Genomic DNA, 26,661 nt, shown 5'->3' with positions numbered 1-26,661 from the left:
TTAATGTTATTGTTGAGAGGTACGACGGTGCTAATCATCATCCGACAGAAACATTGCAATCGTTTTAAGCATTCTGGTTAAAATGTTTTCATCCATTGTTGACGAACTGGCGCCTGTTCAAAAAAATGGGGTGGCGTAAAATAACGACGTTTATGGGGCGCTGGATAAAATATAGCGTATGGATAACCCCTGAAGCGCTTTTACCCGTCTGTTGCTGATTATGCCTGAAGCGCGAGCGTCCTGATTTGCATAAATGCCATTCAGCAGTCATCATAGGCTGCTGTTTATAAAGGAGAGATTATGCAGGAATTGATATCCCAGGTAGAAGATTTAGCGGGAATTGAAATGAATCACACCACGTCGCTGGTGGTGATATTTGGTATTATTTTTCTGACGGCAGTTGTCGTGCATATTATTTTGCACTGGATAGTACTGCGCGCTTTCGAAAAACGTGCCAGCGCCAGTTCCCGCCTGTGGCTGCAAATTATTACCCAGAATAAATTATTCCATCGTCTGGCTTTTACGCTGCAAGGCATCATTGTCAATATTCAGGCCGCGCTCTGGCTACAAAAAGGCAGTGAGGCTGCGGATATCCTGACGACCTGCGCGCAGTTATGGATTATGACCTACGCCCTGCTGTCGTTATTTTCTCTGCTGGACGTGATTTTCAATCTATCGCAAAAATGGCCCGCCGCCTCTCAGTTACCGCTAAAAGGAATATTTCAGGGTATTAAGCTCATCGGCGCCATTATCGTCGGCATTCTGATGATCTCACTGCTGATTGGCCAGTCACCAGCAATTTTAATCAGCGGGCTGGGCGCGATGGCCGCGGTATTAATGCTGGTCTTTAAAGACCCGATTCTTGGCCTGGTTGCCGGTATCCAGCTTTCCGCCAACGATATGCTCAAACTGGGCGACTGGCTGGAAATGCCGAAATATGGCGCAGATGGCGCGGTCATTGATATTGGCTTAACCACGGTAAAAGTACGCAACTGGGATAATACCATCACCACCATTCCCACCTGGTCGCTGGTTTCCGACTCGTTCAAAAACTGGAGCGGCATGTCTGCGTCCGGCGGACGCCGGATTAAACGCAGCATTAATATTGACGCGACCAGTATCCATTTTCTGGATGATGATGAAAAACAGCGGCTGTTAACCGCGCAACTGTTAAAGCCGTACCTTACCAGCCGTCATCAGGAAATCGATGAATGGAATAAACAACTGGATGCGCCGGAATCAGCCTTAAATCACCGCCGAATGACCAATATCGGGACATTTCGCGCCTATCTGAACGAATATTTACGCCACCATCCGCGCATCCGTAAAGACATGACGCTGATGGTACGCCAACTGGCGCCTGACGATCATGGTTTGCCGATAGAGATCTACGCCTTTACCAATACCGTCGTGTGGCTGGAATATGAGAGCATTCAGGCCGATATTTTCGACCATATATTTGCGGTGGTGGAAGAGTTCGGCTTGCGTATTCATCAGACGCCGACCGGCAGCGATATTCGCGCGCTGTCAGGGACATTGCGGCATTAATGGATTGCCCGATCGCATGAGCATGGGATCGGGCAAAAAAGTTAATGAGCCTTACGGCGCAAAACTGTAAACGCGATAAACAGAAATACAATCCATACCGGCAGCAAAATCGCCGACAATCGCATATCGTCCATCGTACACATTAACACCAGAATCAGCGCCAGAAACGCAATGCACAAATAGTTTCCGGCGGGATAGAACAGCGCCTTAAATTGCGTCTCGCGCCCTTTACGACGCATCGCCGCGCGAAAACGTAAATGCGCGAGACAGATCATTATCCAGTTTAGCAATAGCGTCGCGACAACCAGTGCCATCAACAGGCTAAACGCTTTTTGCGGCAACAGATAGTTGATCAGCACCACCAGCGAGGTAATCGCTCCGGAAAGTATCAGCGAGTTCACCGGCACGCCGCGATGGCTGACGCGGGTTAAAAATTTCGGCGCATTGCCTTGTACGGACAGGCCGAACAGCATTCGGCTGTTCGAATAAACGCCGCTGTTATACACCGAAAGCGACGCGACCAGAATAACGAAATTCAGCGCCGACGCCACCACATTACTGTCCAGGTTATGGAAGATCATCACAAAAGGGCTGCTATTGGATTTCACCTCTACCCACGGATAGAGCGCCAGCAACACCACCAGCGAACCGATGTAGAACAGCAAAATACGGTATACCACCTGATTCACCGCTTTCGGAATGCTTTTTTGCGGATCGCGCGCTTCCGCCGCAGTAATGCCGATCAGCTCCAGTCCGCCAAAAGAAAACATAATCACCGCCAGCGACAGAAGCAAACCATGCCAACCGGTAGCGAAGAAACCGTTATAACGCCAGAGGTTATCAATGCTGGCATGTTCGCCGCCGTGGCCGGAGAACAGCAGCCACAGACCAAAACCTATCATGCCGATAATCGCCAGCACTTTAATGAGCGCGAACCAGAATTCCGTTTCGCCATACAGACGAACGTTCACCAGATTTACGGCATTAATGATAATAAAAAACGCCGCCGCCCAAATCCATGTTGGTACGTCAGGCAGCCAGTACTGCATATAGATGCCCGCCGCGGTCAGCTCCGCCATCCCGACCAGCACAAACATGACCCAATAGTTCCAGCCCGACAAAAAGCCCGCAAACGGCCCCCAATATTTCCAGGCGAAGTGGGCAAACGATCCGGAAACCGGCTCTTCCACGACCATTTCACCCAACTGGCGCATAATGAGAAAAGCGATAATCCCGGCAACGCCATAGCCCAACAAAACAGCCGGCCCCGCCATTTGAATCGCCGGGCCGATGCCCAGAAACAGTCCGGTGCCAATGGCGCCGCCCAGCGCGATTAGCTGAATATGGCGGTTTTGCAACCCCCGTTGAAGCGTCGGTTCATTCTTCGACGCGGCATCCGACACGCTGGCGCCGGATGCAGTTGACGCGTTTTTCACGTCCTACCCCTGTATCGTTTTTATTGAGGGGCACCTTTTAACATTTCGCTCTCGCTGCCGCAAGGCGCAATCGTTTGTCAAGGCTCAACTCCGGACGTTAACGTTATCGTGTAAAAAAAGATATCGCGGGGAGTAAAAAGAAAAGAGCGCGCGCCGATATAGAACGTTACGGGTGACAGATGCCGAGTATAAAATATGTGAATAACTCTGGACGAAAAGTACGACACCCTACAGAATACATTTAGTATTTTTTCAGTATTTTCAAAAAGGTGAATCAGACCTGGTATCTGTTATCCGTTTTTGAGCCACGCCAGGCATCAACGTCATGAATAAGATCATCAAACGTTTAGAGATCATCAAAAGCGCCATCGAACTTGAGGACGAAGAGATTATCCGTCAGCAGCTCATCTACCTGAAAAATGAGCCGCAGGATGCCGTAATCAGCGCGATTGCCCAGGCGATTGAAGCTCGTCGATTCAGTGACGCCATGCAAGAGATCGCCGCCTGGCTACAGGCTCAACGGGCGCTCTCGACGTGGCAAGATCCCTCTATTGCCGCCAGTAAACTGGAGCTGAAAGCGCTTGAAGCCCAGCTTCGCGATCTGATTGACAAACGAAATGCGCGGGTACAAATTCTCGACGATTTCAACGATCTCTATCATCTGCGTCTCGGGCCGTTGATGAGCCGTATTCTGGAGTTGCGTAAACAGCTCGCGGTGAGTATGCAGCGTAAGCAAGAAGCCGAAATAAAACGCCGGGAAAAGGATTATCAATCCTGCCTGCAATTTATTTCCCAGGCCGTGGATCAACTGGCAACGCTAAAACAGCAGTGGACAGGATTGAATGCCGCCTCGCGCGAAGCGGTGGGAATCCGTCAGCGAATCCAGCAGCAGACGGAATTAATTACCGCGTTGCTGGCGGAAATTCGCGAGCTGGAAGCGGATTTTTCCCATCAGGACGACAGCGCATTCCGCCAGGCGCAGGAAAATGCGGAACAGGACTATCACCAGTATCGGGAGCAGCAGCAGGAAGCGCAATTCCGCTACGCCCGCGATCAACGTTTGTCGGCCGACGAACGCAGTGAATTAAAACGTTTGTGGCGTCAGGCCAGCCGCCTGTGTCACCCGGATGTGGTCGCCGATGAATTGAAAGAAAAAGCGCACCAGATGATGGTACAGCTTAATCAGGCGCGGCAGAATGCCGATCTGGCGGCAATTCGCGCGTTACTGACACAGTTGCAAAGCGGTCTGGAACCGATGATGGCAAGCGACAGGCTAAATAACCTGGAACATCTGCGCCATAAAATACGCCAGCTCCGCACGCAAATCGACGCGCTGTTGAAAGAGATAACGCAACTGGAAACGGAAAACGCCTGGCGGCTCGCCTCTTCCGTTGCGGATAAGGAAGCCTATTTCTCCGAGCAGGAACGGGCGCTAACCGAAATTCGCAATACGCTGGAGGCGCAGGTTCAACAGGTGGAACAGGAACTTCTGTCAGGGTAGTCCATCATTCATCAATAAATTGTCGGATGGCGCAAGCGCCACCCGACGAATCGCGGCATAAAGAGGGTAAGAGGGGCGCTACTGTCGCTGTAAAAGTAACGAACGGGCGGAGTCCGCCATGATCATCACCGCACCTGCCAGCATTAACGTATCTTTTAATACCAGCCGTCCGGCGCCCGATAAATACGGAAAACCATAATGCGCATCGCCCAGCGGCATAACCCAGGCCTCCGGCGTGGTGATTAAAAACGACAGCGTGACAAATGGCGTCAGGAATGCCAGCACGCCGCCCGCCAGCCCTAACCAGCGGCTGACAGGGTTAGCCAGTACCAGCGCCGCGATAATCAATTCCACCACGCCCAGACCATCCGAAAACGCATACGTATTATTGGCCGTTTGCCAGGCGCGTTCCTCCGGTTTTAGTTCGCCCTCATGAGTCAGATGCTGACGATATTCTTCAGGATGTTCATAGAAAAAAGACATAAACGGGCTGTTCGCCACAAATGGGGTAATACTGTCTGCCTCATAGGGCACAAATTTTAGTAGTCCAATCCAGATAAAAACGATGGCGATACTCAGGCGAATTAATGTTAATCCCAGCCGATCCCCCTGACTTAACAGACGAAGATATTTATCCATCTCAGGCTCTCCTTATTTATATAATATCGCAGTGGCGTAACCCGTATTATCAATACGCATTGACGTAATTTTCCATGACGAGGCCTGTTTACTTTGCGCCAGTCTGGCAATAGCGTCTTCAAGCATTGACGGCGTTGCTGCCACCGCAGAAACGCTGATATATTCAACGTCAGTTAGCGGCTGGGCGGAGGCGGAAAACGCCAGCGGCGCAGCCAATAATGAAGCAATAAGCGTGGTAATTTTTAACATCGAGATTTCCAGTCGTGGGTTATTTCAATGGTGTTATAATACGTTACGCCTGACTAAAGCCTTTTCTTTCAGACGCCAGCATATTTGTCCTGGCGTATTTTTATAGCCTGACAGGCAAAAAAAAGCCCTGATTAACAGGGCTACGTTATTTATGTTTTACTTAATGAGAGAGAAGAGATCGTTTAAAGACTCACTCATTGTAGGATGGGTAAATATCTGGTCGCGTAACACCGTATAAGGTAAATCTGCATCCATAACGGTTTTAACGATATTAATCATTTCATGAGAATCGACGCATAACAATGACACCCCTACAATACGCTGCGTATTCACGTCCACTACCGCTTTTAGTACGCCACGAGTATCGTTCATAACACGGGCGCGAGGGATCGCCGCCACCGGTAATGTCACCACCTGCACCGTTGCGCCGCTTGCCCGCGCTTGTTCTTCCGTCAGCCCGACACGAGAGAGCGGCGGCGTCATAAAGACGGAATACGGGACGTTCTGGCGATCGCGGGTACTGCGTTTGCCATCTCCCAATAACCCGTCGCGTACAATACGAAAATCATCCAGTGAAATATAGGTAAACTGCAACCCACCGGTAACGTCGCCCATCGCCCAGATATTGTCCGCCGTGGTACGCAGGAAATCATCCACGATGATCCCGCCGCGTTCGTTCACCGCCACGCCGGCGTTCTGCAACTGTAAGCCAGCCGTCGCCGGTTTTCGCCCCGACGCCACCAGCAGGGCATCCACAAGATGCGCGCCTTCCGGCGTTTCTACTTGTACCGCGCCCTCCCTTGAGGATACGGCCTGTACGTTGGCGTTTAAAATCAGCTCGACGCCCTTTTCCTGTAAAATACGGGTAATTGCCTGCGCGATATCCCGATCTTCACGAGGCAGGAATTGCGGCGCTGCTTCAAAGATAGTGACCTTCGTACCGAAGTTGGCGAACATTGAGGCAAATTCAAGGCCAATATAACCACCGCCTAAAATCCCCAGCCGCGCCGGGCGCTGGCTCAGGCTGAGTAACCCGGTGCTATCGAACACCCCCGCCGTCGTTGTTATGCCCGTAATAGCCGGGATCACCGACTCTGCGCCAGTATTAATGAAGATCTTTTCTCCCCGTAACACCCGCTCGCCGTCCTCCTGAAATACCCGTAAGGTATGGTTATCAATAAACTCAGCCCTTCCCTCAATCACATCGACATTGTCCAGGTCGGCAAGATTATGAAAATTTTTGTCGCGTAAAAAATTTACGACCGCCGCTTTGCGTTGCATGGCGACAGAAAAATCGCCCTCACGTTCCGCATCATGCACCAGCGTTTTCGTTGGAATGCAGCCAATGTTGATGCAGGTTCCGCCGAACATACTGGCGGACTGTTCGATAATCGCCACGCGCCATCCCGTCTTCGCCAGAGTTGCCGCCAACGTTTTTCCTGCCTTGCCAAAACCAATAATGAGCGCCTGATACTGTGTCATCTTCTTTCTCCGCCAAATCACCATCTGTTTGTCAGGACAAGTATAAATAACGTCAAAAAAGACAGGGTTATCCGCAACGCGTCATTTTTTGTCTTATCGTCTAAATTAGCGGTTAGCAAAAACAAGAGTAGAAATGACATTGAGTCCGAAATATAGTGAACAGAGACAGAAATGGTTATCCCTATTTTTGAAAAAGAATCTGTTCTGGAGTCTATATGGATGCGCTTAGTCGGCTATTGACGCTTAACGCCCCTCAGGGCTCAATCGACAAGAATTGCCCGTTAGGCGGCGACTGGCAGTTGCCGCACGCCGCTGGCGAACTATCGGTGATTCGCTGGCATACCGTTACGCAGGGCGAAGCGCAACTGGAAATGCCTACCGGCGACGCCATGACGCTTACGCCGGGAAAGGTGGTGATTCTGCCGCAAAACTCCGCCCACCGTTTGCGCCAGTCTGGCGAAGCACCGACACATATCGTGTGCGGTAGTCTACGTCTGCACACGACGTCACGTTATTTCCTTACCGCGTTGCCGGAAGTGTTATGTCTTGCCCCGCCGCCGCATAGCCCCGCCAGTATCTGGATTAACGCCGCCATTTTGCTGTTACAGCAGGAGTCAGAACGCCATTTGCCTGGCGCTGATGTCTTATACAGTCAGCAGTGCGCCACGCTGTTTACCCTCGCCGTTCGCGACTGGCTATCGCAGGCTGGCGCGGCGAAAAGCGTGCTCAATTTATTGCTGCATCCCCGGCTGGGCCGCGTGATCCTTCACATGCTGGAAACACCGGCGCATCCCTGGACGGTCGAAACGCTGGCGCAACGGGTACACATGTCGCGGGCGAGCTTCGCCCAGCTATTTCGCGACGTGTCCGCTACGACGCCCTTAGCCGTGTTAACAACGCTGCGCCTGCAAATCGCCGCTCAGACCCTGTCGCGTGAAGCGCTGCCGGTGATGGTGATTGCCGAGTCGGTAGGTTATGCGAGCGAATCTTCTTTTCACAAAGCTTTTGTCCGTGAATTCGGTTGTACACCAGGCGAATACCGCAAACGGGTCAGCGCGCTCGGACGATAAACGTAGGCTGAACCCGCCTGCAGTTTGACGCCGCAGGCGGGCGACACACGTTATGCCGCAAGGCAACGATGCCTGCGCAGCCACATCAGCTTGTAGGCTGCCGGAATGATAAACAGCGACAGCAGCGGCGCGGTAATCATGCCGCTGACCATCGGCGCGGCAATACGGCTCATCACTTCAGAACCCGCGCCGGTCCTCCATAAAACAGGCAGCAGACCGGCGATAATCACCGCTACCGTCATGGCTTTTGGCCGCCCCCGAAGCACCGCCCCGTGGTAAAGCGTCTCATCGAGTTTTTCTGCCGAAAAGGTGTTGGGAGCTTGCGCTTTGAAGGCCGCGCCTGCTGGATCACCGGCGATCCCATCATGCTGCGCAGAGCCATCAGTAATTTACTCTCTAATACGATGCGCTATACGCCGCCGGGTAAAACCATTACTCTTCGGATAAAAGAAGCGGACGACCAGATACATATTATTGTTGAAAACCCCGGTACGCCAATCGCGCCGGAACATTTGCCGCGCCTTTTCGATCGTTTTTATCGGGTTGATCCCTCCCGCCAGCGTAAAGGGGAAGGCAGCGGTATAGGCCTGGCAATTGTAAAATCCATCGTCATTGCGCATCAGGGAAAAGTTTCTGTCACCTCCGATACGCGCGCTACTCGTTTTATTTTGACATTACCCAAACACCTCCGTTGAACTGTAGCGATAGTGAAAGGCGCTATCACTAGCCAGCAAAATAATCTGACATCATCGTCATTATCCCGTCACGCGCCAGACCCAACGACTGTTTTATTATTTCTCTTATTAACCCACACCGGAGAAATAAGATAAATAAGTTTACATCCCTTTTAGCTGTCGTTTTTTTATTTCAGCTGGCGTAAAAGTCGCAGAGAAAATGGAATCCCGCCAATTATCCGCCACGGCGCATGAGATGATGAATAACGGTGACGCCTTCGCGCACCAGCAAATGGCTTAGACACAGAAAACCAGCGCCCCGACTCCTGTGGAAAATGCGACACCCTTTTCTGAAATGGACGACTATGAAAAAGCAATGGTCATCCATCAATCGATGAATAATGCCCATTCTTTCGCCCACGAGATCCAGGCTGAGGAGCACCATAAACAGATTAAACACAATTAGTTATTTGCATATTAGCGTCACGTACTGCGGATGGCACAACGTCGCCCCCGCAGAAGCTTACGGATTAACATAATTTTGAGAGGTTAAATGGCGCGCCCTGCAGGATTCGAACCTGCGACCCACGGCTTAGATGTTCCTGGAACTACCTGAGCTAACAACAAGTTATCCCATTACTACGGCGCTCACTCGCCCCATCTTCGAAAAACATGCAAAGCCTTGCAAGCCGATGCAAAGCTTTGTGTGTCCCGTTTTTGTCCCAACCCACTCAGCAATCAGTAGCCCCAATTGATCGGTAACAACGATCAATTAATAAGATAACAATAAGTTTAAACTATCAAATATCACATTATTGATCGTTTATATCGATCAAAGCAATTTGTAGTGCTACACTCCAGACCTTTCCGAATCCGCTGATTTTCATAATGTTGAAGTTATTCGCTAAGTACACATCGATCGGTGTTCTTAACACGCTTATTCATTGGAGCGTATTTGCTTTTTGTGTGTATGGGATGCATACGCATCAGGCGCTGGCGAACTTTTCCGGTTTTGTTATCGCCGTATCGTTCAGCTTCTATGCCAATGCGCGCTTCACCTTTAACGCCAGCACTACCACGCTTCGCTACATGATGTACGTGGGATTTATGGGAACACTGAGCGCTGTTGTTGGCTGGATGGCTGACAAATGCTCCCTGCCGCCACTCCTTACTCTTGTCACCTTTTCAGCTATCAGCCTGATATGCGGATTCATTTATTCAAAGTTCATTGTCTTTAGGGATGCGAAATGAAAATCTCGTTAGTCGTTCCGGTCTTCAATGAAGAAGATGCGATACCTATTTTCTATAAAACGGTTCGCGAGTTTGAAGAGCTAAAACCGTATGAAGTTGAGATTGTTTTCATCAACGACGGAAGCAAAGATGCGACTGAATCAATAATTAACAAAATAGCTGCATCTGATCCGCTCGTTATTCCGCTTTCGTTTACGCGAAACTTCGGTAAAGAACCTGCTCTTTTCGCGGGTCTCGACCATGCAACCGGGGATGCGGTCATTCCTATTGATGTCGATTTACAGGATCCGATAGAAGTTATCCCCCATCTCATTGAGAAGTGGCAGGCTGGCGCGGATATGGTGCTGGCTAAGCGCTCAGACCGCTCAACTGACGGGCGCATGAAGCGTAAGACAGCTGAATGGTTTTATAAGCTGCACAACAAAATCAGCAATCCGAAAATCGAAGAGAACGTTGGCGACTTTCGGTTAATGAGTCGTGAAGTTGTCGAAAATATTAAACAGATGCCAGAACGTAATCTGTTTATGAAAGGCGTTCTGTCATGGGTGGGCGGCAAGACTGATGTAGTTGAATACGCCCGCGCTGAGCGTGTTGCCGGCGATTCAAAATTCAATGGCTGGAAATTATGGAATCTGGCGCTGGAAGGAATAACTTCTTTCTCAACATTTCCGCTCCGCATATGGACTTACATTGGATTGTTTATTGCAGGTATGTCATTCCTTTACGGTGCATGGATGATTATTGATAAATTAATATTTGGAAATAATGTTCCTGGCTACCCGTCTCTTCTTGTTTCTGTACTTTTTCTGGGTGGCGTTCAATTGATAGGAATAGGTATTCTTGGGGAATATATTGGCAGGATTTACATAGAAACAAAAAAAAGGCCTAAGTACATAATTAAGAATGAGAAGAAAAATGGTTAACAATAGATTAAAAATGGTAATTGCTATCCTTATAGTTTTCTCGTTGGTGTATTCAATAGGATTTATCACACCAATGAACTCTGATGACTATACTTATGCCCTAAGAGAGCTTTCGCTTTCTAGCGTAAAAATGCACTATTTGGGATGGAGCGGAAGGGTTGTGTCAGATACGATCAGCACATCTCTATTAAAGTTTTTCTCCCCGCATATTTACAATGCAATAAACTCAGCAGCGCTAACATTAATGGTGTTGTGCTGGACAATGATCCCAGCTACATTAACAAAGTCGTCACCGTCCCCATATGTGATGATTTTCTTATTTTTCTTATACTTCATTGCAAATCCAGCCCTCGGTCAAACTAACTTCTGGCTTGTTGGGTCAGCAAATTACTTATGGACCAACATGTTCATTGCCATTTATATACTAATTTCTATATATTTAAGCAATGGTAAAAAATCCAATTTAATACTCTTTGTATATGCCATATCATCGATATTTGCAGGTTGCTCAAATGAAAACACATCTCTTGTAGTTGTATTAATTTCTGTAGCATATTTCTTTATAATGAATAGAAATAAATATTTACTGATTGGCGTATTCGGATCTGCAATAGGCGCGGGGGTTCTCCTGCTGGCTCCGGGAAACCTATCCCGTGCGTCTACAATACAAGACTGGTACAATCAACCACTTGCATGGAGGGTTCTTGAGCACTTTTCAGAAAGGCTGCCATCAGCAATGGGGGCATATTGGCAGGTCTATATTGCATTTATAATACTACTAATCTCTGTAGTGTTATCAAGGAATAGTAGCAGCAAACTTATGTTTGGAAGCTTTTTATTCATACTGGGTGCAATTGCTGCAAATGTTGCGTTCCTTGCATCTCCTGCAATGCCCAGCAGGGCTCTCAATGGAGCACTCTGCTTTATGATTCTTTCGATTTCCTTTGTTGCTCATTCTGCATTTACGAAATTTAACAAGGCTTCCATTTATTTATCTGTTACTACATATGCAATGGCTTTTTTATATTTCATTCCATCATACATCCTCTATTACTCATCAATTAAATCAATAAGCAAACAAACGGAGATTAGGGAAGAAATAATAGACAGGGCGAAACATAACAAACAAGATCAAGCGATAATTCCTGATTATTACTTTCCACCGGTACTGCATGCAGGCCCAAGTCTTGATACGTTTAACAGTGAAGCAATGTCTAGATACTACGGGATTGATTTGAAAATAACTGCTCCAGGATTTTTCGACTATTCACGAGCCTTTAATTTCAAGCCTCTTAATATTAACGCAAAAATATGTAACAACGTTTATATAAAATCATTATGGATATATAAACAGCAAATGGACATTAAAACCTTTGTAATATTTGAGTTTAATAAGAATCCTGCTGATTCTCTTGATGAGAATACAGCGATGTTCATTAGCTTTAAAACAAAGGATGGAAAAATTATAAATGCAGATGTCGACAAGAAGACATTCCAAATAGACGGAAGATGGCTTTCCGGGCGGGCGATTAACGGCATAGATTCAAATGAATTAGAATCAATTACATCTGGGACATGGGACGTTAGAACAGGGGCGAGGACAAATGAGAATATTACGGAAATAATTAAATAACATTCATGTATAATTAATGTTCCCCGCCACCAATGGGTAACGGGCGGCGGGGATTCCTACATATCGTATGTCACAAATGCCCCATCAGGTTTCTTAGCAAGAAGTCGCAATGCACCATCAGTCCCAAAAAAGAACCCAACGGAGCCATAGTGCATTAATCCAGACTCCGGCAACTGACCAATACACGCAAGGATACGCATGTGCCCAAAGCCCATCCGGTTCAACTCCACCACAGATGCAGGAACACCGTCTTTTAGTGCGGATAAACTGCCCCCTACTGGTTTCACTACCGGGTAAAGGAACCTGACAATCTGCGGTCAATGTGAATCGCCACGGATTTAACAGACACCTCAGAGCCATTTAAGATGACTTAAAGAGAGGTGCCTATGAGCGGTAAACGTTATCCCGAAGAGTTTAAAATTGAAGCGGTAAGACAGGTTGTTGAGCGTGGCCATTCTGTTTCCAGCGTCGCAACACATCTCGATATTACTACCCACAGTCTTTACGCCAGGATAAAGAAGTACGGGTCGGACTCCTCCACCAATAAAGAAATAAAGAGCAGTCAGATGATCAGACCGGAATCCGCCGACTCCCGAAAGAGTTGAAGCGGGTTACTGACGAACGGGACATATTAAAAAAAGCCGCAATAGATTCAATTGGTCACTGCAACCATGAATGACAAAAGATAGAGTCCTGAATGCGCTTCTGATGGCCGTGTGGCGACGTAATCACCCGCTATGAATGGCAGTCGATCCTGAAATCGCACGGACTGGAGAGCAGAATGAGCCGTCGTGGCAACTGTCATGACAATGCGGTTGCAGAAAGCTTTTTCCAGCTACTGAAGCGTGAACTGATAAAGGAAAAGATCTACGGAACGAGAGACGAAGCCAGAAGCGATATTTTTGATTACATAGAAATGTTTTATAACAGTAGACGCCGGCATGGTTCGAGCGAGCAGATGCCACCGGCTGAATATGAAAACCTATATCATCAACGACTCAGAAGTGTCCAGGTTATCCGTGGTGATTCATAGATATGCTCACCTTGCGCCGAATCATTTAACGGAACACGCGAAACAAATTGACTCGATTTTCAGTGATGATGTCCCAAATATGTCCCATATGGAAAATAAGGAGGGAATAAAGAAGCGTAACGCGTTGATTTTTAGATGGCGCGCCCTGCAGGATTCGAACCTGCGACCCACGGCTTAGAAGGCCGTTGCTCTATCCAACTGAGCTAAGGGCGCCTTGTGAAGTGAAGACTTCGTGTAGACGAAACGCGAGAATTATACGGTCAGGCACTCCTGAGTCAATGGCTTTTGTTCTGGTTGCTGACTAAGTGTACGAATATCGTCTTTTCTGGCGCAATGCCAGGTTCCAGGAAATCGCCTGGACACATCTCAGCACGCATAAAGTGGGAATTAAGGCCGCCAGTATTTAGATAATCAATCAGTTTCTTTAATATTTCACCATGATTCACCTGCCGTGTAGGATATTTTTTATGCTGAGTATCGCTATTAAGGAACAAAACAGTCACTTTGAGCATGGTTTGAAAATCATCATGACGCGTCTGGCGAATCAATGGCAACAGAAAATTGACTTTCTGCCGCCAGAAGAGATAGATAATGCCGATATCGCTTTCCTGGCCCTGGATGATGATTGGTTCAGCGCAGGCTGTTACCAGATACCTATGCATACCCAACATCAGCTACGGGTAATTATTTGTAATAAATGCGATAAAGAAAAGCTCATGTTCAGACCATGTCTGTATATGCTGCCGCATATTTATCGGGAAGATGATGTTGAAGAAATTACCCGGAAAATGATATTGATCTTACATAAGCGAGCGCTTCGACATAGCGTCCCTTCCGGCATTTGCCACTATTGCACGACTCGTCATTTTTCAGTAACAGAACGTCACCTGTTAAAACTGATCGCCAGCGGTTATCATTTAAGCGAAACGGCTGCTTTACTTTCACTTTCTGAAGAGCAGACAAAGTCACTCCGCCGGAGCATTATGCGCAAATTACATGTTAAAACGGAGCAGCAGTTTTTAAAGTATATTAGAGTTAACCTTCATTTCTTACTCAGTAAGTAAACTCACTTAACTTTTTACAAGGCTTACGAAATATCTCACCAATAATTAAGTAACGATACCTACAGGCATTTTTTTAACGCTGCCACAATGATGCCCATAATATCCTGATAGATTCAGGGGTCGAAAATATATGGCTGCATCATAAATGCCTGGAGGAGTGTTTGGTGGCACAGGGTACTTTATTAAAGGAAAGGATAAATCCCCCACACCTGGCGTCTTCACCCACACGTCATTCATATCTCAACAGCAGATTGTTAAAATCTGAGCCAATCGTTAATCTCTCAACTGCGCAATTAATCGGCTATGAGGTCCTGACGCAACTTCCGTCAAAACATGATAGCGAAGTTTTTTTTCAGCAGTTAATGCTGATGGAAGGCATTGAAACATCAGAGCAACGAGGCATTGCTTTTTACGCTGGTGCAACGATGGGACAAGGTTATTTATGGCCAGCCATATTACCAGATATATATTAGAGCAATGGAAAAAGCAGGATGCGCAGCGTACCACGCAGGGAAAGACACCGCCGTTTAAGAAATGCCAAAGACTGCGCCTGCCGTTATCACTCTCCAACGCCGCAGATATTTGATCGCCTTGAGTTACTGGACCAACAGCTTAATTATGCCTTGCCGGTTGGTATCATTTCTCAGGCAATAATTACAACTGATAACTACCTCGGCTATTCATTGAGTCACTACTTATTTTCCGGAAAACGTACCGCAGCATTCCGCTCATTAGATGACATTTCTTTGTGGATTGAAAAGGGGTCGCTCAGACAACTGATTGTAGATATGGAGACGCTACCTGTCTCCTGTATTGAGGCGCTTAACCAGCTACGCGCGCTCAGTTGGCAACAAAGCGATATCCAGATTTACCTGCTGGTATCAGATAAAACCCCCGCTATAGCTCAGTTTATCCGTATGGCTGGGCGTTTTTTTGTCCTGTCGCGACGACAAAATCTGGCCTCTGTACGCGAAGCCTTGTTATCAGCCGCCAAACCTCGCTTATCGGAAAGCTTTAGCCGTACTGACTGGTTGATGATTGAAACTTTAGCGCAAGGCGCCTCTTTAAAAGAAATAGCACGTCAGCAAAGCGTACCTTATCATCGTGTAGTTTACCGGCTTAAACAACTTATCACCCTCCTTAACCTTCCCCATAGGCAAAGCTTTCTTCGGCTGGTCCAGCAGTTAAACGTTACTTTCCACGACATTTTTTAACGAAGTAACGTTTTGGTGAATAAGATTTTTTAAGAAGTTACTTATTTTCACTTCCATTAAATGTAAATATTTCACATAAAATTAATATTTACAACTCGTCCTGGTAAGCGATAAAAAATTTTTTCTTACATCGTCCCCTGTCTCTCCTCGTTTTTTGAGGCCTCCAGCATAAACATCCTTCTGTTATTACATAACAAATACTAAACAATTAGTCTTTCATATTATTTTTATACTTAAAAACAACAGTTTAAACTACTCAATGTCAACTCCAAAGAAAATAGCTCCACCACGAACAAATTTTCTCTAACGTCACAGAACATCCTACCCGCTATCCATAATTCGCATTTCGCAAGACTTTTCCGAGAAATCAGACCAGGTATAATCCATATTGTTTTTACTTAATCAGAAATTTCTTTTTTGTTGGTGAGAAATGGATATTCCACATATTTATTACTTTTACGCAAAATAGCCAGTCAACAGGGAGGTTTCATTCTTTATTATTGCTCCACTGTGTGGTGTGTAGATCTGGCTATTTCACAATCTTTAAGGTGTCTGACGCTTATTCTAAAACGAAGGACGCATAACAGTCTGAGGCATACAACAATGAAACCTGCATCTGTTATCATTATGGACGAACACCCTATTGTAAGAATGTCGATCGAAGTTTTGCTCGGTAAAAATAGCAATATTCAGGTTGTCCTGAAAACGGATGATAGCCGAACAGCGATAGAGTATCTGCGCACTTATCCTGTTGACCTTGTCATTCTGGATATTGAATTACCGGGCACCGACGGCTTTACTTTACTTAAACGAATCAAATCTATCCAGGAACATACCCGGATACTTTTTTTATCGTCAAAATCAGAGGCTTTTTATGCCGGAAGAGCAATAAGAGCGGGCGCAAACGGATTTGTAAGTAAACGCAAAGACCTCAATGATATTTATAATGCGGTAAAAATGATTTTATCCGGCTATTCTTTTTTCCCATCTGAGACGCTTAACTTTATCAGTAATACCCGTACCCCCAAAGGCGGGCACCATGATATGCCACTTTCTAATCGCGAAGTTACCGTGCTGCGCTATCTGGCCAATGGAATGTCTAACAAAGAAATTGCCGAGCAACTTTTATTGAGTAACAAGACTATCAGCGCGCATAAGGCCAATATATTTTCTAAACTTGGCCTTCACTCTATCGTTGAGCTTATCGATTACGCCAAATCACACGAATTATTGTAAATGTACTCCCGGCGAATTATCGTTCGGGAGCCACAATAACGGACACTAATTGTAATTGATCAGGAAGGTCGCATCCGCGTTAGCAAGTCCGGGCTGCACGCCATCGGCTAAGGCGATATAGTTCGCATAGAATTTCAGGGTAGCATTGCCGTTGTTGTCAATATCAACGGCCTTGCTGGCCTGTTCAAGTGGCAATCGACGTTGATCGCCATCGCGAATTTCAATCGCCAGTTTTTGCGCCATTGCCGTATCAGCAAGCGCCAGTAATGCCGTGCCGGGCGCTGGCGTCCCGGAAAACGTTATAGACGCCGACCCCGGCGGGCAGCCTTCAAGTTTTAGGCTAAAGGCTATCGGTTGCGTGGCGTCACCGGCGGCGTGAAGCTGTTTTGTCGGCCAGGTGCCGAGGTTAACCGATTTGTTACTGTCGCCCGCCACCACGGCGCAGGTAAAATCCACCACGTTACCGCGCAGTTCAATATTCACTTCGCCCAGAGATGAGTTGGCCTGACTCAGCGGGCTGAACAAAACACAACCAATAGTGATGAAAACGCGCCGAAGGATCATTATGCCTCCTTAATCATAATCGACTCGTAGATAGCCGCGCGCAGTAAACGGCCCTTCCGCCGGTTTATTCCCCGTCACGCTGATCGGCCAGGCGCGAATACCTACGCGAGCGGCGGCGTTATCATCAAGATGAAACGGAATTTTACTCGACAAATTATTGGGTGTGAGCGGCGTACCGTTGCTATTAGCAACCACAAAGCCTAAATCCGGATTATCGGACACCATCGCCTGCCCTGAGGCCTTTTCGGCTTCAAGCCGCATCGATAAATAGGCCTGCGCCGCGACGTTGGTACATTTGATAGCAATGGTTTTCGTTTGCGGCGTGACGCCTTGCGGACGATTACCCGCCCCCGCCTGACTAAATAACGACGCGCCGATATCGCCGAAATCAAACTCCACGACCTGTCCGGCATTCACTTCACAGTTTTGCGGTACTTCCACTTTGCCGCTGTAGCTAATGGTATACACCGGCGTGCTCAACGCGTCACCGGTAGAGGTCGTCACATAGACGGTAAACATTGTCTGGCGAGGGATCGTCACCATATTAATAAAAGGCCGTATCACTTTTAATTTAAAAACCAGCTTTGAGTCCTGCACGCCAAACGGCATTTGCTGCGACACGTTAGAATCGACGCCCATGCGAATATAGTTACGGGGCGGATAAAATACGCCAGCGACACTATCGGTGATGCTCATCGCGCCCAGAAGGTAGTCATTCAGTTTGAGGTATTTAAAATTTCCTTCGGTGCTTCGTACCGGTAATTCTGATACATAGCTTCGGTAGGTATAATTTACCATTGTCCCCTCCGGGCACGTCGCGTTTACGCCGACCCAACCTGATTTTTCCGGCAACGTCACCACCTGTCCCGGCTGATTATTGCCGCTGGTGAAAACATCTGACAGGTCGTAAAAGATATCGGTCGCCGTCCCGTTTGAATTGCGGCAAACCGTCGCCAGCGCGGGATGGGTGAAAAAGAGCGCGGTCCCCGCCAGCAATAGCGCTGAGTATATTTTCATCTCTATTTTTCCTTTTATGACGCCGGACGGATACAGGTCGCGCTGGCTATCGTAATCGCCTGCTTCAGACTATCCTCCGCCAGGGCGTAAGGGGCGATACAACGTGCGTTTTTCCCCTCTCCCCACTGGATGAACAATTCACCTTTTAGCGGCAAGCCGCTCAGATAAATTTGCCCGTCATCGCCGACCATACTGGTAATGCCGCTGGCGGTTTCTCGTACTATCGCGCCAAACGGTAACGGACGTCCGCCAAGCCTCGCGGTAATGATTGCCCTTACGCCTATCCGCGTATCAAAAGCAGCCCGCACCAGCGCGCCCTCTGTCGGCACTACGCTGCTGACGTTATTTTCGACATCGGTATGGTTGTCCATCGTGTTGGTATCTAACGCGACGCGGTTATAGCGATATACCGTGGCGTAGGGCATTACCGCATAGCCCCGCCAGTCCGTTTTCACGCCGGTCTGGTTTTCGATGCGCACGCCTTTCGCTCCCGGCGCTTTAATCAAGACATTGGTATCGCCCAACGGTTGGCTAAACGTAATACCATCCGCATGACCGACCACGCCGCCGGAAAGTTGCCAGTTATAGTCATGCTGATCGCGATCGTAGTTATATCCCACGCCCAGCGTGCCATACGTCGCCTGCCAGCTAGCGCTGGCGCTGCCGCTATAACCATTGGTACTGCTACGCCCCTGCGTCACGCTGTAGCTCAGATTACGTCCTTCCAGAAGCGTGCCGCCCACGCCGGTCTGCCAGCTATTGTCGCCGTCGCGGTTGCGGTTGGCGTTAAACGTGGCATAAGTACGATCAAGAATAGTGTCGCGCGCATAGCGCCGTCCGGTCAGAACGCTAAACGGAACGGACATATTGAATGCCAGAATGCGGTCGGCGCCTGAGATCCCCACCGACTCGCTCCACGACCATGACAGCGAATAACTTATGCCTTGCCATCCACTGGCGTATCCCAGTTGATACCAGGTATTGGTATCCGCCGTATTCCAGTAATTTTGTTGACTGCCGGAAAGATACAGTGACCCGTAATCCCCCAGGTTTTGCGAAATATTGACCTGAAAGCGGCCTTTTTTGCTGTAACGGAGATTGTGGTAGCTCTGCGCCACCGGCACTTTATGGCGGCGTCCGTCGCTATCGTATTCGTAGTCGTACCCTTCCATACTGCGATATGCCACATCATCCAGGGTGTAAAATCCGCGCGTGGAATAGCGGTAACCCAGCAATTGAAAATTCGTCCCGTAATTATTCAGTGATTTGGCGTACAGAAAACGCAACGATTGCCCCTGATGGGTGCTGTCATCTGCCAGTTGGCTACGCGCATGTGTGACATCGACCGACACGGCTCCCCAGTCGCCCAAATTTCGCCCCGCCCCGACCACCACGGCACGGTAACGATCGGCAAGTTGCGTACCGCCGTAAGCCGTCAGCCCCGCAGGCAGGCCGGCAATCACCGTTCCCTGGAAAAAGAATGGCGAAGACTGCTGACTATTGCCGCTGCGAAAATCCCCGGCCACCAGGTCATACTTCACCCTGCCCTCACGTTGCAATAGCGGAACGGTAGAGTAAGGCACCGTGTAACGTTGTTGGCTACCGTCTTTTTCATCTACCGTCACCTCAAGGTCGCCGCTGGAAGAGGTAGGATTAAGATCGGTAATCGCAAACGCGCCCGGCGACACATAGCTTTGGTAGATAACATACCCGTTCTGTCGTATCGTCAGCTTTGCCGCCGTCCGGGCGATTCCTCTGACCGTGGGGGCGTAGCCCTGCAGGCTATCGGGATACATATTGTCAGAAGAGTACAGCCGCGCTCCGCGAAAGCCGACGCTGTCGAAAACATCGTTCCCGGTATTGCTGTCCCCCATGACCAGTTCGCTTTTTAGCGGAATGATGGCGCGCTGTACCCAGGTGCCAATGTTGTTCCAGCGTTGCGAATGATAGCCGTCCCCTTTCGAATAATTCCAGGCTCCGTTATTACGCAGCCGCCAGGGGCCATAGTTCAACCCGCTCAGCAGACTCAAAAAATAGCTATCGCTGTCTGTTCCGCGGCTACCGGTAAAACTGTAATTAATGAGTGCGGCAGGTATCCCTTCATCCCACTCTTCCGGCGGGATATAGCCACGCGCGCTGTTGAGCAATGACGCCTGCGGCAAGCTAATGTTTAAGCGCATCGACGCGAAATCAAACGCGACCTCCGCGCCCGGGATTTTCTCAGGAAGGTGAATACACGTGGTATCGACGCCTTTATCTGAGACAGGGAACGCCGCGGTATTCACGCCCAGCCGTTTAATCCACTCCGGTGTAAAACAAGGCATCAGGCCGCCGGATTTATCGCCGGCGCCCACGGCGCCCGCCTCAAAACGAATATCCTGCGTCGCTACGAATTCGTCATTACGCCAGATATCCACCCGGTAAATACCGGGCGGCTGATGATTACCTTTTTCAAAGCGAGATAAATCCGCCACGGACGCGGTATCCGCCGACAAAAACGCAGGGTTGAAATAACTTTCGCCGCGGCTCGTCAGCGGACACAGCGCCGCCAGCACCGACAGCGCCACGCCGCTTAACGGTGATACATAGCCGGGAAATCGCCCTGCAAACCAGGTTGTCTTCTTCATCGTGTTCTCGTGTGGCTTCACGCTCTCTGCTTAACCGAGACTGGCCGTTGTCGCCGACGTCAATGCGCCGTAATCATTGACGGTCTGAAATGTCACGCTGCCCTGCACGCCAGTCGGTAAGGGAATTTGCATGTCGCTTTTTGGCGCGATCATCACGTTATCAATCTTTTTCGCGCCCACGCTGATATTGACCAGCGTGAGGTAATAAGCAGATGGGTTGGTTATCTTGAGATGGTTGCCGACACGGGAAAATTTCAGCAAGGTCGGCGCGTCTTCCGGCGTCTGTGGCAAATTCGCCGGACGCACGAACAGTTTGATGCGCGACAGAATCGCCAGTTGCAGAACGTTTTTTCCTTCAATATGACTTTTATCGACCGACGGGATGGCTTTCACGTTCATCCAGAATAACGACTCCCGATCCCCGGGTAGCGGTTGCCCGGCGTAGATAATACGCAGCGTGTTTTCGCTTTTGGGTTCGCTGACGAATAAAGGCGGCGTAACGATAAACGTTTTTTCTTTCTGCCCGGCGCTATTTTCGATCCATGAATTGACGAGGTAACGTTCTTGAGTATCGCTATTACTGATTGCCAGAGAAGTCTGTTTCGCCGCCGAGGGATAAATAACTCGCGTGGCGCCTAATGCAATCCCCCCCGCCGCCTGTACGTTCAACGAAGTAAATAACGTGAGAAGAACAATAAAGCCTACTTTTATACTATTCAGCATGGTAAAAAATACCTTTTGCATTGAGTCACGTCGGCAAGAAAATTCATGGGTAAACCAGCGTAAACCACACTTCTGAATGAATTCGTCCCGGCGTCATATTTTCTGAAATTGCCCGATAGCGGGCGGTAAAATGCAAAGTCATTTCTGACGTTAAAATGGGCGTGTAATGAAGCGGTAACGTGTTAGGTATGATTTGCCGCTGCTGGTCATCAAATAATGCCAGGCCGATTCCGGCATTACCGATACCCTCGCCGCTGGCCAGAAAAACATGGGGATCTTCCGCAGGCGTAACGCCGGCAAACGCAATGCCGACATGACGCCAGACCTCCGCGCTACAGGAGATTAACCGTAACGAAAATGGAACGCTGACGGGAGCGAAGCTGCCAGGACCGATAAACGCATTCGTGCGGTACTGTCCCATCAGTACGCGCAAATCCTGGCTTTCTGTGGCGACAGCGCAGCCGCCATTGACCAGTTGTCCGCGCAGGTGAACACGCCCGCTCTCCACCATTACCGGCTGCGCAATAACGGGCGACATCAAAACAAGCCCCACTAGCGCCGCGCCTTTCCTTATCATCTGCTATGTTCTCTTTTATCCCCGATAGCCTCTTCCGTTGAGGCGCCTCCCTTCCCTGGCGTTCCCAGACGGGATTATTCGTATTTCATGATAAAGGTGGCGTCGGCATTAGCCTGGCCTGGCGTCGTGGCGGTGGCGGTTGCCTTATAGCGTGCGGTAAAACGCAGCGTATTGGTGCCTTCAACCAGCGCCTGCTTCGCCGAGAAGGTCGCGCCGTCCGGCTTCAACGGTGAAGAGGTATTATCAAGAATCTCAATCCCGACGCCGGTTGCGGTGGTGCTATTGTCCGCAGAGGAGACAGCCAGCAAATTAGGGTTGGTGTTATCTGCCTGACCAGAGAAAGCCACGGCAGCGGTGGCCGCCACTTTCGGATCGCAGTCATTCAGGACGATGGAGAAAGGCACCTGCGCGGTCGTATCATCAATCGCCGTAAAGCTGGCGGTACGGTATTGACCCAGCGTCACCGTTTGATCGGCGGATTTAGTGCTGACGGCACAGGCTGCATTAACCAGTTTACCTTCGAAATGAATAGTACCGCCACTCACGCTCACCGGAGTAGGATCAGCCGCAACCGCTGCGCCAGCGACAAACATCAGACTCGCAATAGTAGAGGTCATTAATTTATGTTTCATGGATTTCCCTTGAATTACACACACCCGGTTTCGGCATCCTGTCGGCTCCGTTTGAATTATTATCGACATAGCATGTCAGAAAAGTTATCTCTGCATCCTGTAAAGATAGATATCGCAGATTAATTAGTTTTCTGTTTCTCCCCTGAGTATCAGACGCAGTAATTAATCTTTGCGAATATGACATTTCGTCACGGTAATAAATTAAACATTTCGCTAAATAAAAAATAGCCGCAAACTCTTTTAATGACCTAAGCTAATTCTTATTTGGATATAAGAAGGGTCTAATCTTATTTTGTATAAAATGTCGCATTATGCCGCCCGATGCTATTAACGACGAGGGATTACGGTAACCATAGCCAGGGTGATGAATTGTTTCTTTTTGGTTAATCATGGCGCGCTTACGGGTCACGTCTCAGCATCGGCAACGAACGGGGGAGACGTCGCGTTTGCATCGGAAACACAAACGTTAACTGACAGCGAGGCCCGCTTCTGACAAAATAGCGTCATCCCCTTTGACTTGAAGTAACAGATGGAATCTTCTCTCTGATGGCAGCAAAGATTATTGACGGTAAAACGATTGCGCAGCAGGTGCGATCTGAGGTTGCTCAAAAAGTTCAGGCACGCGTCGCAGCAGGACTTCGCGCTCCCGGCCTGGCTGTGGTGTTGGTCGGCAGCAATCCGGCCTCACAGATTTATGTCGCAAGCAAACGTAAAGCGTGCGACGAAGTGGGATTCGTCTCCCGCTCCTATGACCTGCCAGAAACCACCAGCGAAGCCGAACTGCTGGCGCTTATCGATACTCTGAATGCAGATAACACGATCGACGGTATTCTGGTGCAGTTGCCTTTACCGGCAGGTATCGACAACGTTAAAGTGCTGGAGCGTATCGCGCCAGATAAAGACGTAGACGGTTTCCATCCTTATAATGTCGGTCGTCTGTGCCAGCGTGCGCCGCGCCTGCGTCCCTGTACGCCCCGCGGTATTGTGACCCTGCTTGAGCGTTACAATATTGATACCTACGGCCTGAATGCGGTGGTCATTGGCGCGTCCAATATCGTTGGACGCCCGATGAGCATGGAGCTGCTGCTGGCTGGCTGTACGACTACCGTTACACACCGCTTTACCAAAGATCTGCGTCACCATGTCGAGCATGCTGATTTGCTCATTGTCGCCGTAGGTAAACCGGGCTTTATTCCCGGCGAATGGATTAAAGAAGGCGCAATTGTGATTGATGTCGGTATTAACCGTCTGGAAAATGGCAAGGTCGTTGGCGACGTCGTGTTTGACGAAGCCGCGGCGCGCGCGTCATACATCACGCCAGTTCCGGGCGGCGTCGGCCCGATGACGGTCGCTACGCTTATCGAAAACACGCTGCAGGCGTGCATTGAATATCACGATCCACAAGGAAAATAACATGGCGACATTCTCTTTAGGCAAGCACCCGCACGTCGAGCTGTGCGATCTGCTCAAGCTGGAAGGCTGGAGCGAAAGCGGCGCGCAGGCGAAAATCGCCATTGCCGACGGGTTGGTGAAGGTTGATGGCGCGGTTGAAACGCGTAAACGCTGCAAAATTGTCGCCGGGCAAACCGTTAGCTTCGAAGGCCAAAGTGTGAACGTCGTGGCCTGATACAGAGTGCCGGATAGCGACGCAAAGCGTCTTATCCGGCCTGATTACGCTGTCTTTTCAGATAATCATCCACTTAATCCTCTGCGTTCCAACTGCTAGCATGGCTATTTCCCTGTGAACCATCGCTATGCCTACCGTTATCACCCACGCCGCCGTTCCCCTGTGTTTTGGCGCAGGCTTAGGCCTGAAAGTTATCCCTCCTCGCCTGCTGTTTGCCGGTGTTGTGCTGGCGATGCTCCCCGATGCCGACGTGCTGGCCTTTAAATTTGGCGTCGCCTACGGCAACGTTTTCGGCCATCGCGGATTTACCCACTCTTTACTTTTCGCATTCGTCCTCCCCCTGTTGTGCGTACTCGCGGGACGACGATGGTTTCGAGCTGGGCAGGTGCGCTGCTGGCTGTTTTTAACCGTTTCATTGTTGTCGCACAGCCTGCTGGATTCGATAACCACGGGTGGTAAAGGCGTCGGCTGGCTGTGGCCGTGGTCAGATGAACGTTTTTTTGCGCCCTGGCAGGTGATTAAAGTCGCGCCGTTCGCGCTTTCAAGCTACATCACGCCGTATGGACATCAGGTCATTCTCTCAGAATTGCTGTGGGTGTGGTTGCCGGGAAGTATTTTAGTGTTATTTCTATGGGTACTTAAAACGCATATTAAAAGGAATCAATATGAATAAAATGACATTCGCCGCCGCGGTCGTCTGTTTCTCATTTTCCCACGCCAGCTATAGCGAAGAAATGTCTGCCACTGGCTGGTATGCGGCATCGTCTGCGGTTGTCAGCGTGGGCAGTTCCGCACTGGTTAGCGGAATTATACTCTCCCCCGTACTGCTGCCGCTCAACCTGAGCATTGGATCTGTTGTCGAAAATAAAAAGCAAAAAACCGCGCTGTTAACCACTAAGTCCCCCGATAACAAAGACATTAAAATGCAAGTTCCGCTACATGTCGTCAAAGAAGGCAACCTCAAAGCAGGTGATAAAGTCACTCTGGCAAAAACGCAGGAAGGCACCGGCGCTTATTTGAAAAAAGAGGGCAAGATCCTTGCCCATATGGTAAATCAGGACGACGCAGGACTTTCCAGCAACCAGACGGTACCGGCCAAATGAAGCGGTTCGCGTTTGCCCTGTGGCTCAGCGCAATCTCGCTCAACGCTTATGCAGACAGTGCTAACTGTCACCAAAAAGCAAACACGCCGGAGAGCATCGCAGCGACAATGGATCAGGCGCTACAGCTCAAACAACAGCTTAACAGTCAATCCGATCCGGTCGTCATTCTGGTTCGCCAGGGGCAAGATATGTCGAGCCGACATTTAACCTGGTCACATGCTGGCTATGCCATGCGCCAGCCAAACGGAGACTGGCGGGTTTACCATAATCTGAATACTTGCGGAACCGCTGAATCAGCGCTCTATATACAAGGTCTGTATGAGTTTCTGGCTGATGACCTGGTGAATCAGAGCATTGCCGTTTTGCGCCCGCGTTCAGATATCGCGACGGCATTACAAACGCTCTTACATAGCGCTACCAAACTCAATCTCTTCCACAGTCCCCGCTATAACCTGATTGCGTGGCCTTTTTCCGGCCCTTATCAGAATTCGAATGGCTGGCTTCTCGAAGTGTTTGCGCGAGCAAACGATGCGCAGGTTTGGTCACGTAATGATGCCCGCCGCTGGTTGCAGCTTCAGGGTTATCAACCCTCTATCGTTAGTGCTGGCACTTTTGAACGATTAGGCGCAAAACTGTTCACCCCTAACGTTTTCACCGACGATCAGCCAGCAGAATTGCTGCGAAAAGGAAATGTGGGGCTAAACAGCGGCGACAGCGTCATCCGCTTTATTGCCCGTTACAGCCGGGCAATACCCAAGTGTGAACATCAGAATCTGGGGGAGTCAGTGTGTGTTTATCTTTCGCCCGGCGCGAAAAAATAAAAAACAGGCCGTTCTAT

General features: G+C 49.1%; 26 protein-coding genes, 1 tRNA gene and 4 pseudogenes. 19 read left to right on the top strand and 12 right to left on the bottom strand.

Going from position 1 to position 26,661, the window contains the following annotated elements:
* Positions 1-300: 300 nt before the first annotated feature.
* Positions 301-1,548: a mechanosensitive ion channel family protein gene (locus ACLD3P_RS04000; RefSeq protein WP_001156971.1), complete on the top strand. Its 1,248-nt coding sequence runs from the start codon at positions 301-303 to the stop codon at positions 1,546-1,548.
* A gap of 41 nt (positions 1,549-1,589) precedes the next feature.
* On the opposite strand, the gene pheP is transcribed toward ACLD3P_RS04000, so the two are convergent.
* Positions 1,590-2,984, bottom strand: coding sequence for a phenylalanine transporter (gene pheP / locus ACLD3P_RS03995; protein ID WP_000786283.1), 1,395 nt, complete (start codon positions 2,982-2,984; stop codon positions 1,590-1,592).
* A 325-nt stretch (positions 2,985-3,309) separates the two neighbouring features.
* Between pheP and ACLD3P_RS03990 the strand changes: the two genes are divergently transcribed.
* Positions 3,310-4,485 (top strand): DnaJ family molecular chaperone, encoded by a 1,176-nt coding sequence (locus ACLD3P_RS03990; protein WP_001033457.1) that lies wholly within the window; start codon positions 3,310-3,312, stop codon positions 4,483-4,485.
* A gap of 78 nt (positions 4,486-4,563) precedes the next feature.
* Here the strand turns inward: ACLD3P_RS03990 and rclC are convergent, their stop codons facing one another.
* The 3 genes from rclC to rclA form a co-directional block, all read right to left on the bottom strand.
* Positions 4,564-5,124 (bottom strand): reactive chlorine resistance membrane protein RclC, encoded by a 561-nt coding sequence (gene rclC / locus ACLD3P_RS03985; protein ID WP_000362177.1) that lies wholly within the window; start codon positions 5,122-5,124, stop codon positions 4,564-4,566.
* 12 nt (positions 5,125-5,136) lie between these two features.
* Complete coding sequence (gene rclB / locus ACLD3P_RS03980) at positions 5,137-5,373, bottom strand: reactive chlorine resistance periplasmic protein RclB (protein WP_023220881.1); 237 nt, start codon at positions 5,371-5,373, stop codon at positions 5,137-5,139.
* Positions 5,374-5,529: 156 nt separating this feature from the next.
* On the bottom strand, positions 5,530-6,855 hold the full coding sequence (rclA, locus tag ACLD3P_RS03975; protein WP_411006330.1) for a pyridine nucleotide-disulfide oxidoreductase: 1,326 nt from the start codon (positions 6,853-6,855) through the stop codon (positions 5,530-5,532).
* Between the two features lie 215 nt (positions 6,856-7,070).
* On the opposite strand from rclA, the gene rclR reads away from it, so the two are divergent.
* A complete protein-coding gene (gene rclR, locus ACLD3P_RS03970; RefSeq protein ID WP_131046230.1) occupies positions 7,071-7,925 on the top strand; it encodes a reactive chlorine-specific transcriptional regulator RclR in 855 nt (284 codons plus the stop codon).
* Positions 7,926-7,975: 50 nt separating this feature from the next.
* Here rclR and ACLD3P_RS03965 read toward each other — a convergent pair.
* A pseudogene (locus ACLD3P_RS03965) lies at positions 7,976-8,242 on the bottom strand (efflux RND transporter permease subunit); the annotation flags it as partial.
* 3 nt (positions 8,243-8,245) lie between these two features.
* On the opposite strand from ACLD3P_RS03965, the pseudogene ACLD3P_RS03960 reads away from it, so the two are divergent.
* The 7 genes and pseudogenes from ACLD3P_RS03960 to ACLD3P_RS03930 all read left to right on the top strand — a co-directional run.
* A pseudogene (locus tag ACLD3P_RS03960) lies at positions 8,246-8,620 on the top strand (ATP-binding protein); the annotation flags it as partial.
* An 867-nt stretch (positions 8,621-9,487) separates the two neighbouring features.
* The gene (locus ACLD3P_RS03955; protein WP_000915531.1) at positions 9,488-9,850 is read left to right on the top strand and encodes a GtrA family protein; all 363 of its coding nucleotides are present in this window, start codon (positions 9,488-9,490) and stop codon (positions 9,848-9,850) included.
* Positions 9,847-10,773 carry a glycosyltransferase family 2 protein gene (locus ACLD3P_RS03950; RefSeq protein WP_131041695.1) on the top strand — a complete coding sequence of 309 codons (927 nt, stop codon included), beginning with the start codon at positions 9,847-9,849 and terminating at the stop codon, positions 10,771-10,773. The genes ACLD3P_RS03955 and ACLD3P_RS03950 overlap by 4 nt, the downstream gene beginning before the upstream one ends.
* On the top strand, positions 10,754-12,406 hold the full coding sequence (gene gtrC1, locus ACLD3P_RS03945) for a putative glucosyltransferase GtrC1 (RefSeq protein ID WP_131046232.1): 1,653 nt from the start codon (positions 10,754-10,756) through the stop codon (positions 12,404-12,406). The genes ACLD3P_RS03950 and gtrC1 overlap by 20 nt, the downstream gene beginning before the upstream one ends.
* A gap of 386 nt (positions 12,407-12,792) precedes the next feature.
* Positions 12,793-13,011 (top strand): transposase, encoded by a 219-nt coding sequence (locus ACLD3P_RS03940; RefSeq protein ID WP_411006329.1) that lies wholly within the window; start codon positions 12,793-12,795, stop codon positions 13,009-13,011.
* Positions 13,012-13,081: 70 nt separating this feature from the next.
* A pseudogene (locus tag ACLD3P_RS03935) lies at positions 13,082-13,439 on the top strand (IS3 family transposase); the annotation flags it as partial.
* Positions 13,429-13,554: pseudogene (locus ACLD3P_RS03930) on the top strand (integrase); the annotation flags it as partial. The pseudogenes ACLD3P_RS03935 and ACLD3P_RS03930, both read left to right, overlap by 11 nt.
* Before the next feature lie 21 nt (positions 13,555-13,575).
* Here the strand turns inward: ACLD3P_RS03930 and ACLD3P_RS03925 are convergent.
* Positions 13,576-13,652, bottom strand: a tRNA-Arg gene (locus tag ACLD3P_RS03925).
* Between the two features lie 254 nt (positions 13,653-13,906).
* On the opposite strand from ACLD3P_RS03925, the gene fimW reads away from it, so the two are divergent.
* The 4 genes from fimW (at position 13,907) to fimZ (ending at position 16,953) form a co-directional block, all read left to right on the top strand.
* On the top strand, positions 13,907-14,503 hold the full coding sequence (gene fimW, locus ACLD3P_RS03920) for a fimbria biosynthesis transcriptional regulator FimW (RefSeq protein ID WP_000948629.1): 597 nt from the start codon (positions 13,907-13,909) through the stop codon (positions 14,501-14,503).
* A 161-nt stretch (positions 14,504-14,664) separates the two neighbouring features.
* Positions 14,665-14,976, top strand: a complete 312-nt coding sequence (locus ACLD3P_RS03915; RefSeq protein ID WP_000226500.1) for a hypothetical protein — start codon at positions 14,665-14,667, stop codon at positions 14,974-14,976.
* Positions 14,977-14,994: 18 nt separating this feature from the next.
* Positions 14,995-15,717, top strand: coding sequence for a fimbria biosynthesis regulator FimY (gene fimY / locus ACLD3P_RS03910; protein ID WP_131046233.1), 723 nt, complete (start codon positions 14,995-14,997; stop codon positions 15,715-15,717).
* Positions 15,718-16,320: 603 nt separating this feature from the next.
* Positions 16,321-16,953 (top strand): fimbria biosynthesis transcriptional regulator FimZ, encoded by a 633-nt coding sequence (gene fimZ, locus ACLD3P_RS03905; RefSeq protein WP_000801273.1) that lies wholly within the window; start codon positions 16,321-16,323, stop codon positions 16,951-16,953.
* 45 nt (positions 16,954-16,998) lie between these two features.
* Here fimZ and sfmF read toward each other — a convergent pair whose 3' ends face one another.
* The 6 genes from sfmF to fimA form a co-directional block, all read right to left on the bottom strand.
* Positions 16,999-17,517, bottom strand: a complete 519-nt coding sequence (sfmF, locus tag ACLD3P_RS03900; RefSeq protein ID WP_411006328.1) for a fimbria assembly protein — start codon at positions 17,515-17,517, stop codon at positions 16,999-17,001.
* 9 nt (positions 17,518-17,526) lie between these two features.
* Positions 17,527-18,534: a type 1 fimbria D-mannose specific adhesin FimH gene (gene fimH, locus ACLD3P_RS03895; RefSeq protein WP_061377214.1), complete on the bottom strand. Its 1,008-nt coding sequence runs from the start codon at positions 18,532-18,534 to the stop codon at positions 17,527-17,529.
* Between the two features lie 14 nt (positions 18,535-18,548).
* Positions 18,549-21,161 carry a fimbrial biogenesis usher protein gene (locus ACLD3P_RS03890; protein WP_131046235.1) on the bottom strand — a complete coding sequence of 871 codons (2,613 nt, stop codon included), beginning with the start codon at positions 21,159-21,161 and terminating at the stop codon, positions 18,549-18,551.
* Positions 21,162-21,191: 30 nt separating this feature from the next.
* Positions 21,192-21,884, bottom strand: coding sequence for a type 1 fimbria chaperone FimC (fimC, locus tag ACLD3P_RS03885; protein ID WP_109187858.1), 693 nt, complete (start codon positions 21,882-21,884; stop codon positions 21,192-21,194).
* A gap of 43 nt (positions 21,885-21,927) precedes the next feature.
* Positions 21,928-22,461 (bottom strand): type 1 fimbrial protein subunit FimI, encoded by a 534-nt coding sequence (gene fimI / locus ACLD3P_RS03880; protein WP_131046236.1) that lies wholly within the window; start codon positions 22,459-22,461, stop codon positions 21,928-21,930.
* Positions 22,462-22,535: 74 nt separating this feature from the next.
* Positions 22,536-23,093, bottom strand: coding sequence for a type 1 fimbrial protein subunit FimA (gene fimA / locus ACLD3P_RS03875; RefSeq protein WP_000681026.1), 558 nt, complete (start codon positions 23,091-23,093; stop codon positions 22,536-22,538).
* Positions 23,094-23,639: 546 nt separating this feature from the next.
* Between fimA and folD the strand changes: the two genes are divergently transcribed.
* The 5 genes from folD to ACLD3P_RS03850 all read left to right on the top strand — a co-directional run bounded on the left by folD (position 23,640) and on the right by ACLD3P_RS03850 (position 26,644).
* Positions 23,640-24,506 carry a bifunctional methylenetetrahydrofolate dehydrogenase/methenyltetrahydrofolate cyclohydrolase FolD gene (gene folD, locus ACLD3P_RS03870; RefSeq protein ID WP_000729165.1) on the top strand — a complete coding sequence of 289 codons (867 nt, stop codon included), beginning with the start codon at positions 23,640-23,642 and terminating at the stop codon, positions 24,504-24,506.
* 1 nt (position 24,507) lies between these two features.
* Complete coding sequence (gene ybcJ / locus ACLD3P_RS03865) at positions 24,508-24,720, top strand: ribosome-associated protein YbcJ (protein ID WP_000190278.1); 213 nt, start codon at positions 24,508-24,510, stop codon at positions 24,718-24,720.
* A gap of 127 nt (positions 24,721-24,847) precedes the next feature.
* On the top strand, positions 24,848-25,393 hold the full coding sequence (locus ACLD3P_RS03860) for a metal-dependent hydrolase (protein ID WP_001143507.1): 546 nt from the start codon (positions 24,848-24,850) through the stop codon (positions 25,391-25,393).
* Positions 25,386-25,823, top strand: a complete 438-nt coding sequence (locus ACLD3P_RS03855; protein ID WP_316970479.1) for an STM0539 family protein — start codon at positions 25,386-25,388, stop codon at positions 25,821-25,823. The genes ACLD3P_RS03860 and ACLD3P_RS03855 overlap by 8 nt, the downstream gene beginning before the upstream one ends.
* Positions 25,820-26,644 carry a DUF2145 domain-containing protein gene (locus tag ACLD3P_RS03850; RefSeq protein ID WP_411006327.1) on the top strand — a complete coding sequence of 275 codons (825 nt, stop codon included), beginning with the start codon at positions 25,820-25,822 and terminating at the stop codon, positions 26,642-26,644. Before ACLD3P_RS03855 ends, ACLD3P_RS03850 begins: the two co-directional genes overlap by 4 nt.
* Positions 26,645-26,661 lie beyond the last annotated feature (17 nt).

Origin of the sequence: Salmonella sp. 741265073_HBA (assembly GCF_046569105.1) — a bacterium.
In the GTDB taxonomy this organism is placed as follows: domain Bacteria; phylum Pseudomonadota; class Gammaproteobacteria; order Enterobacterales; family Enterobacteriaceae; genus Salmonella; species Salmonella enterica.
This window is presented reverse-complemented; position numbering and strand designations above follow the sequence as displayed.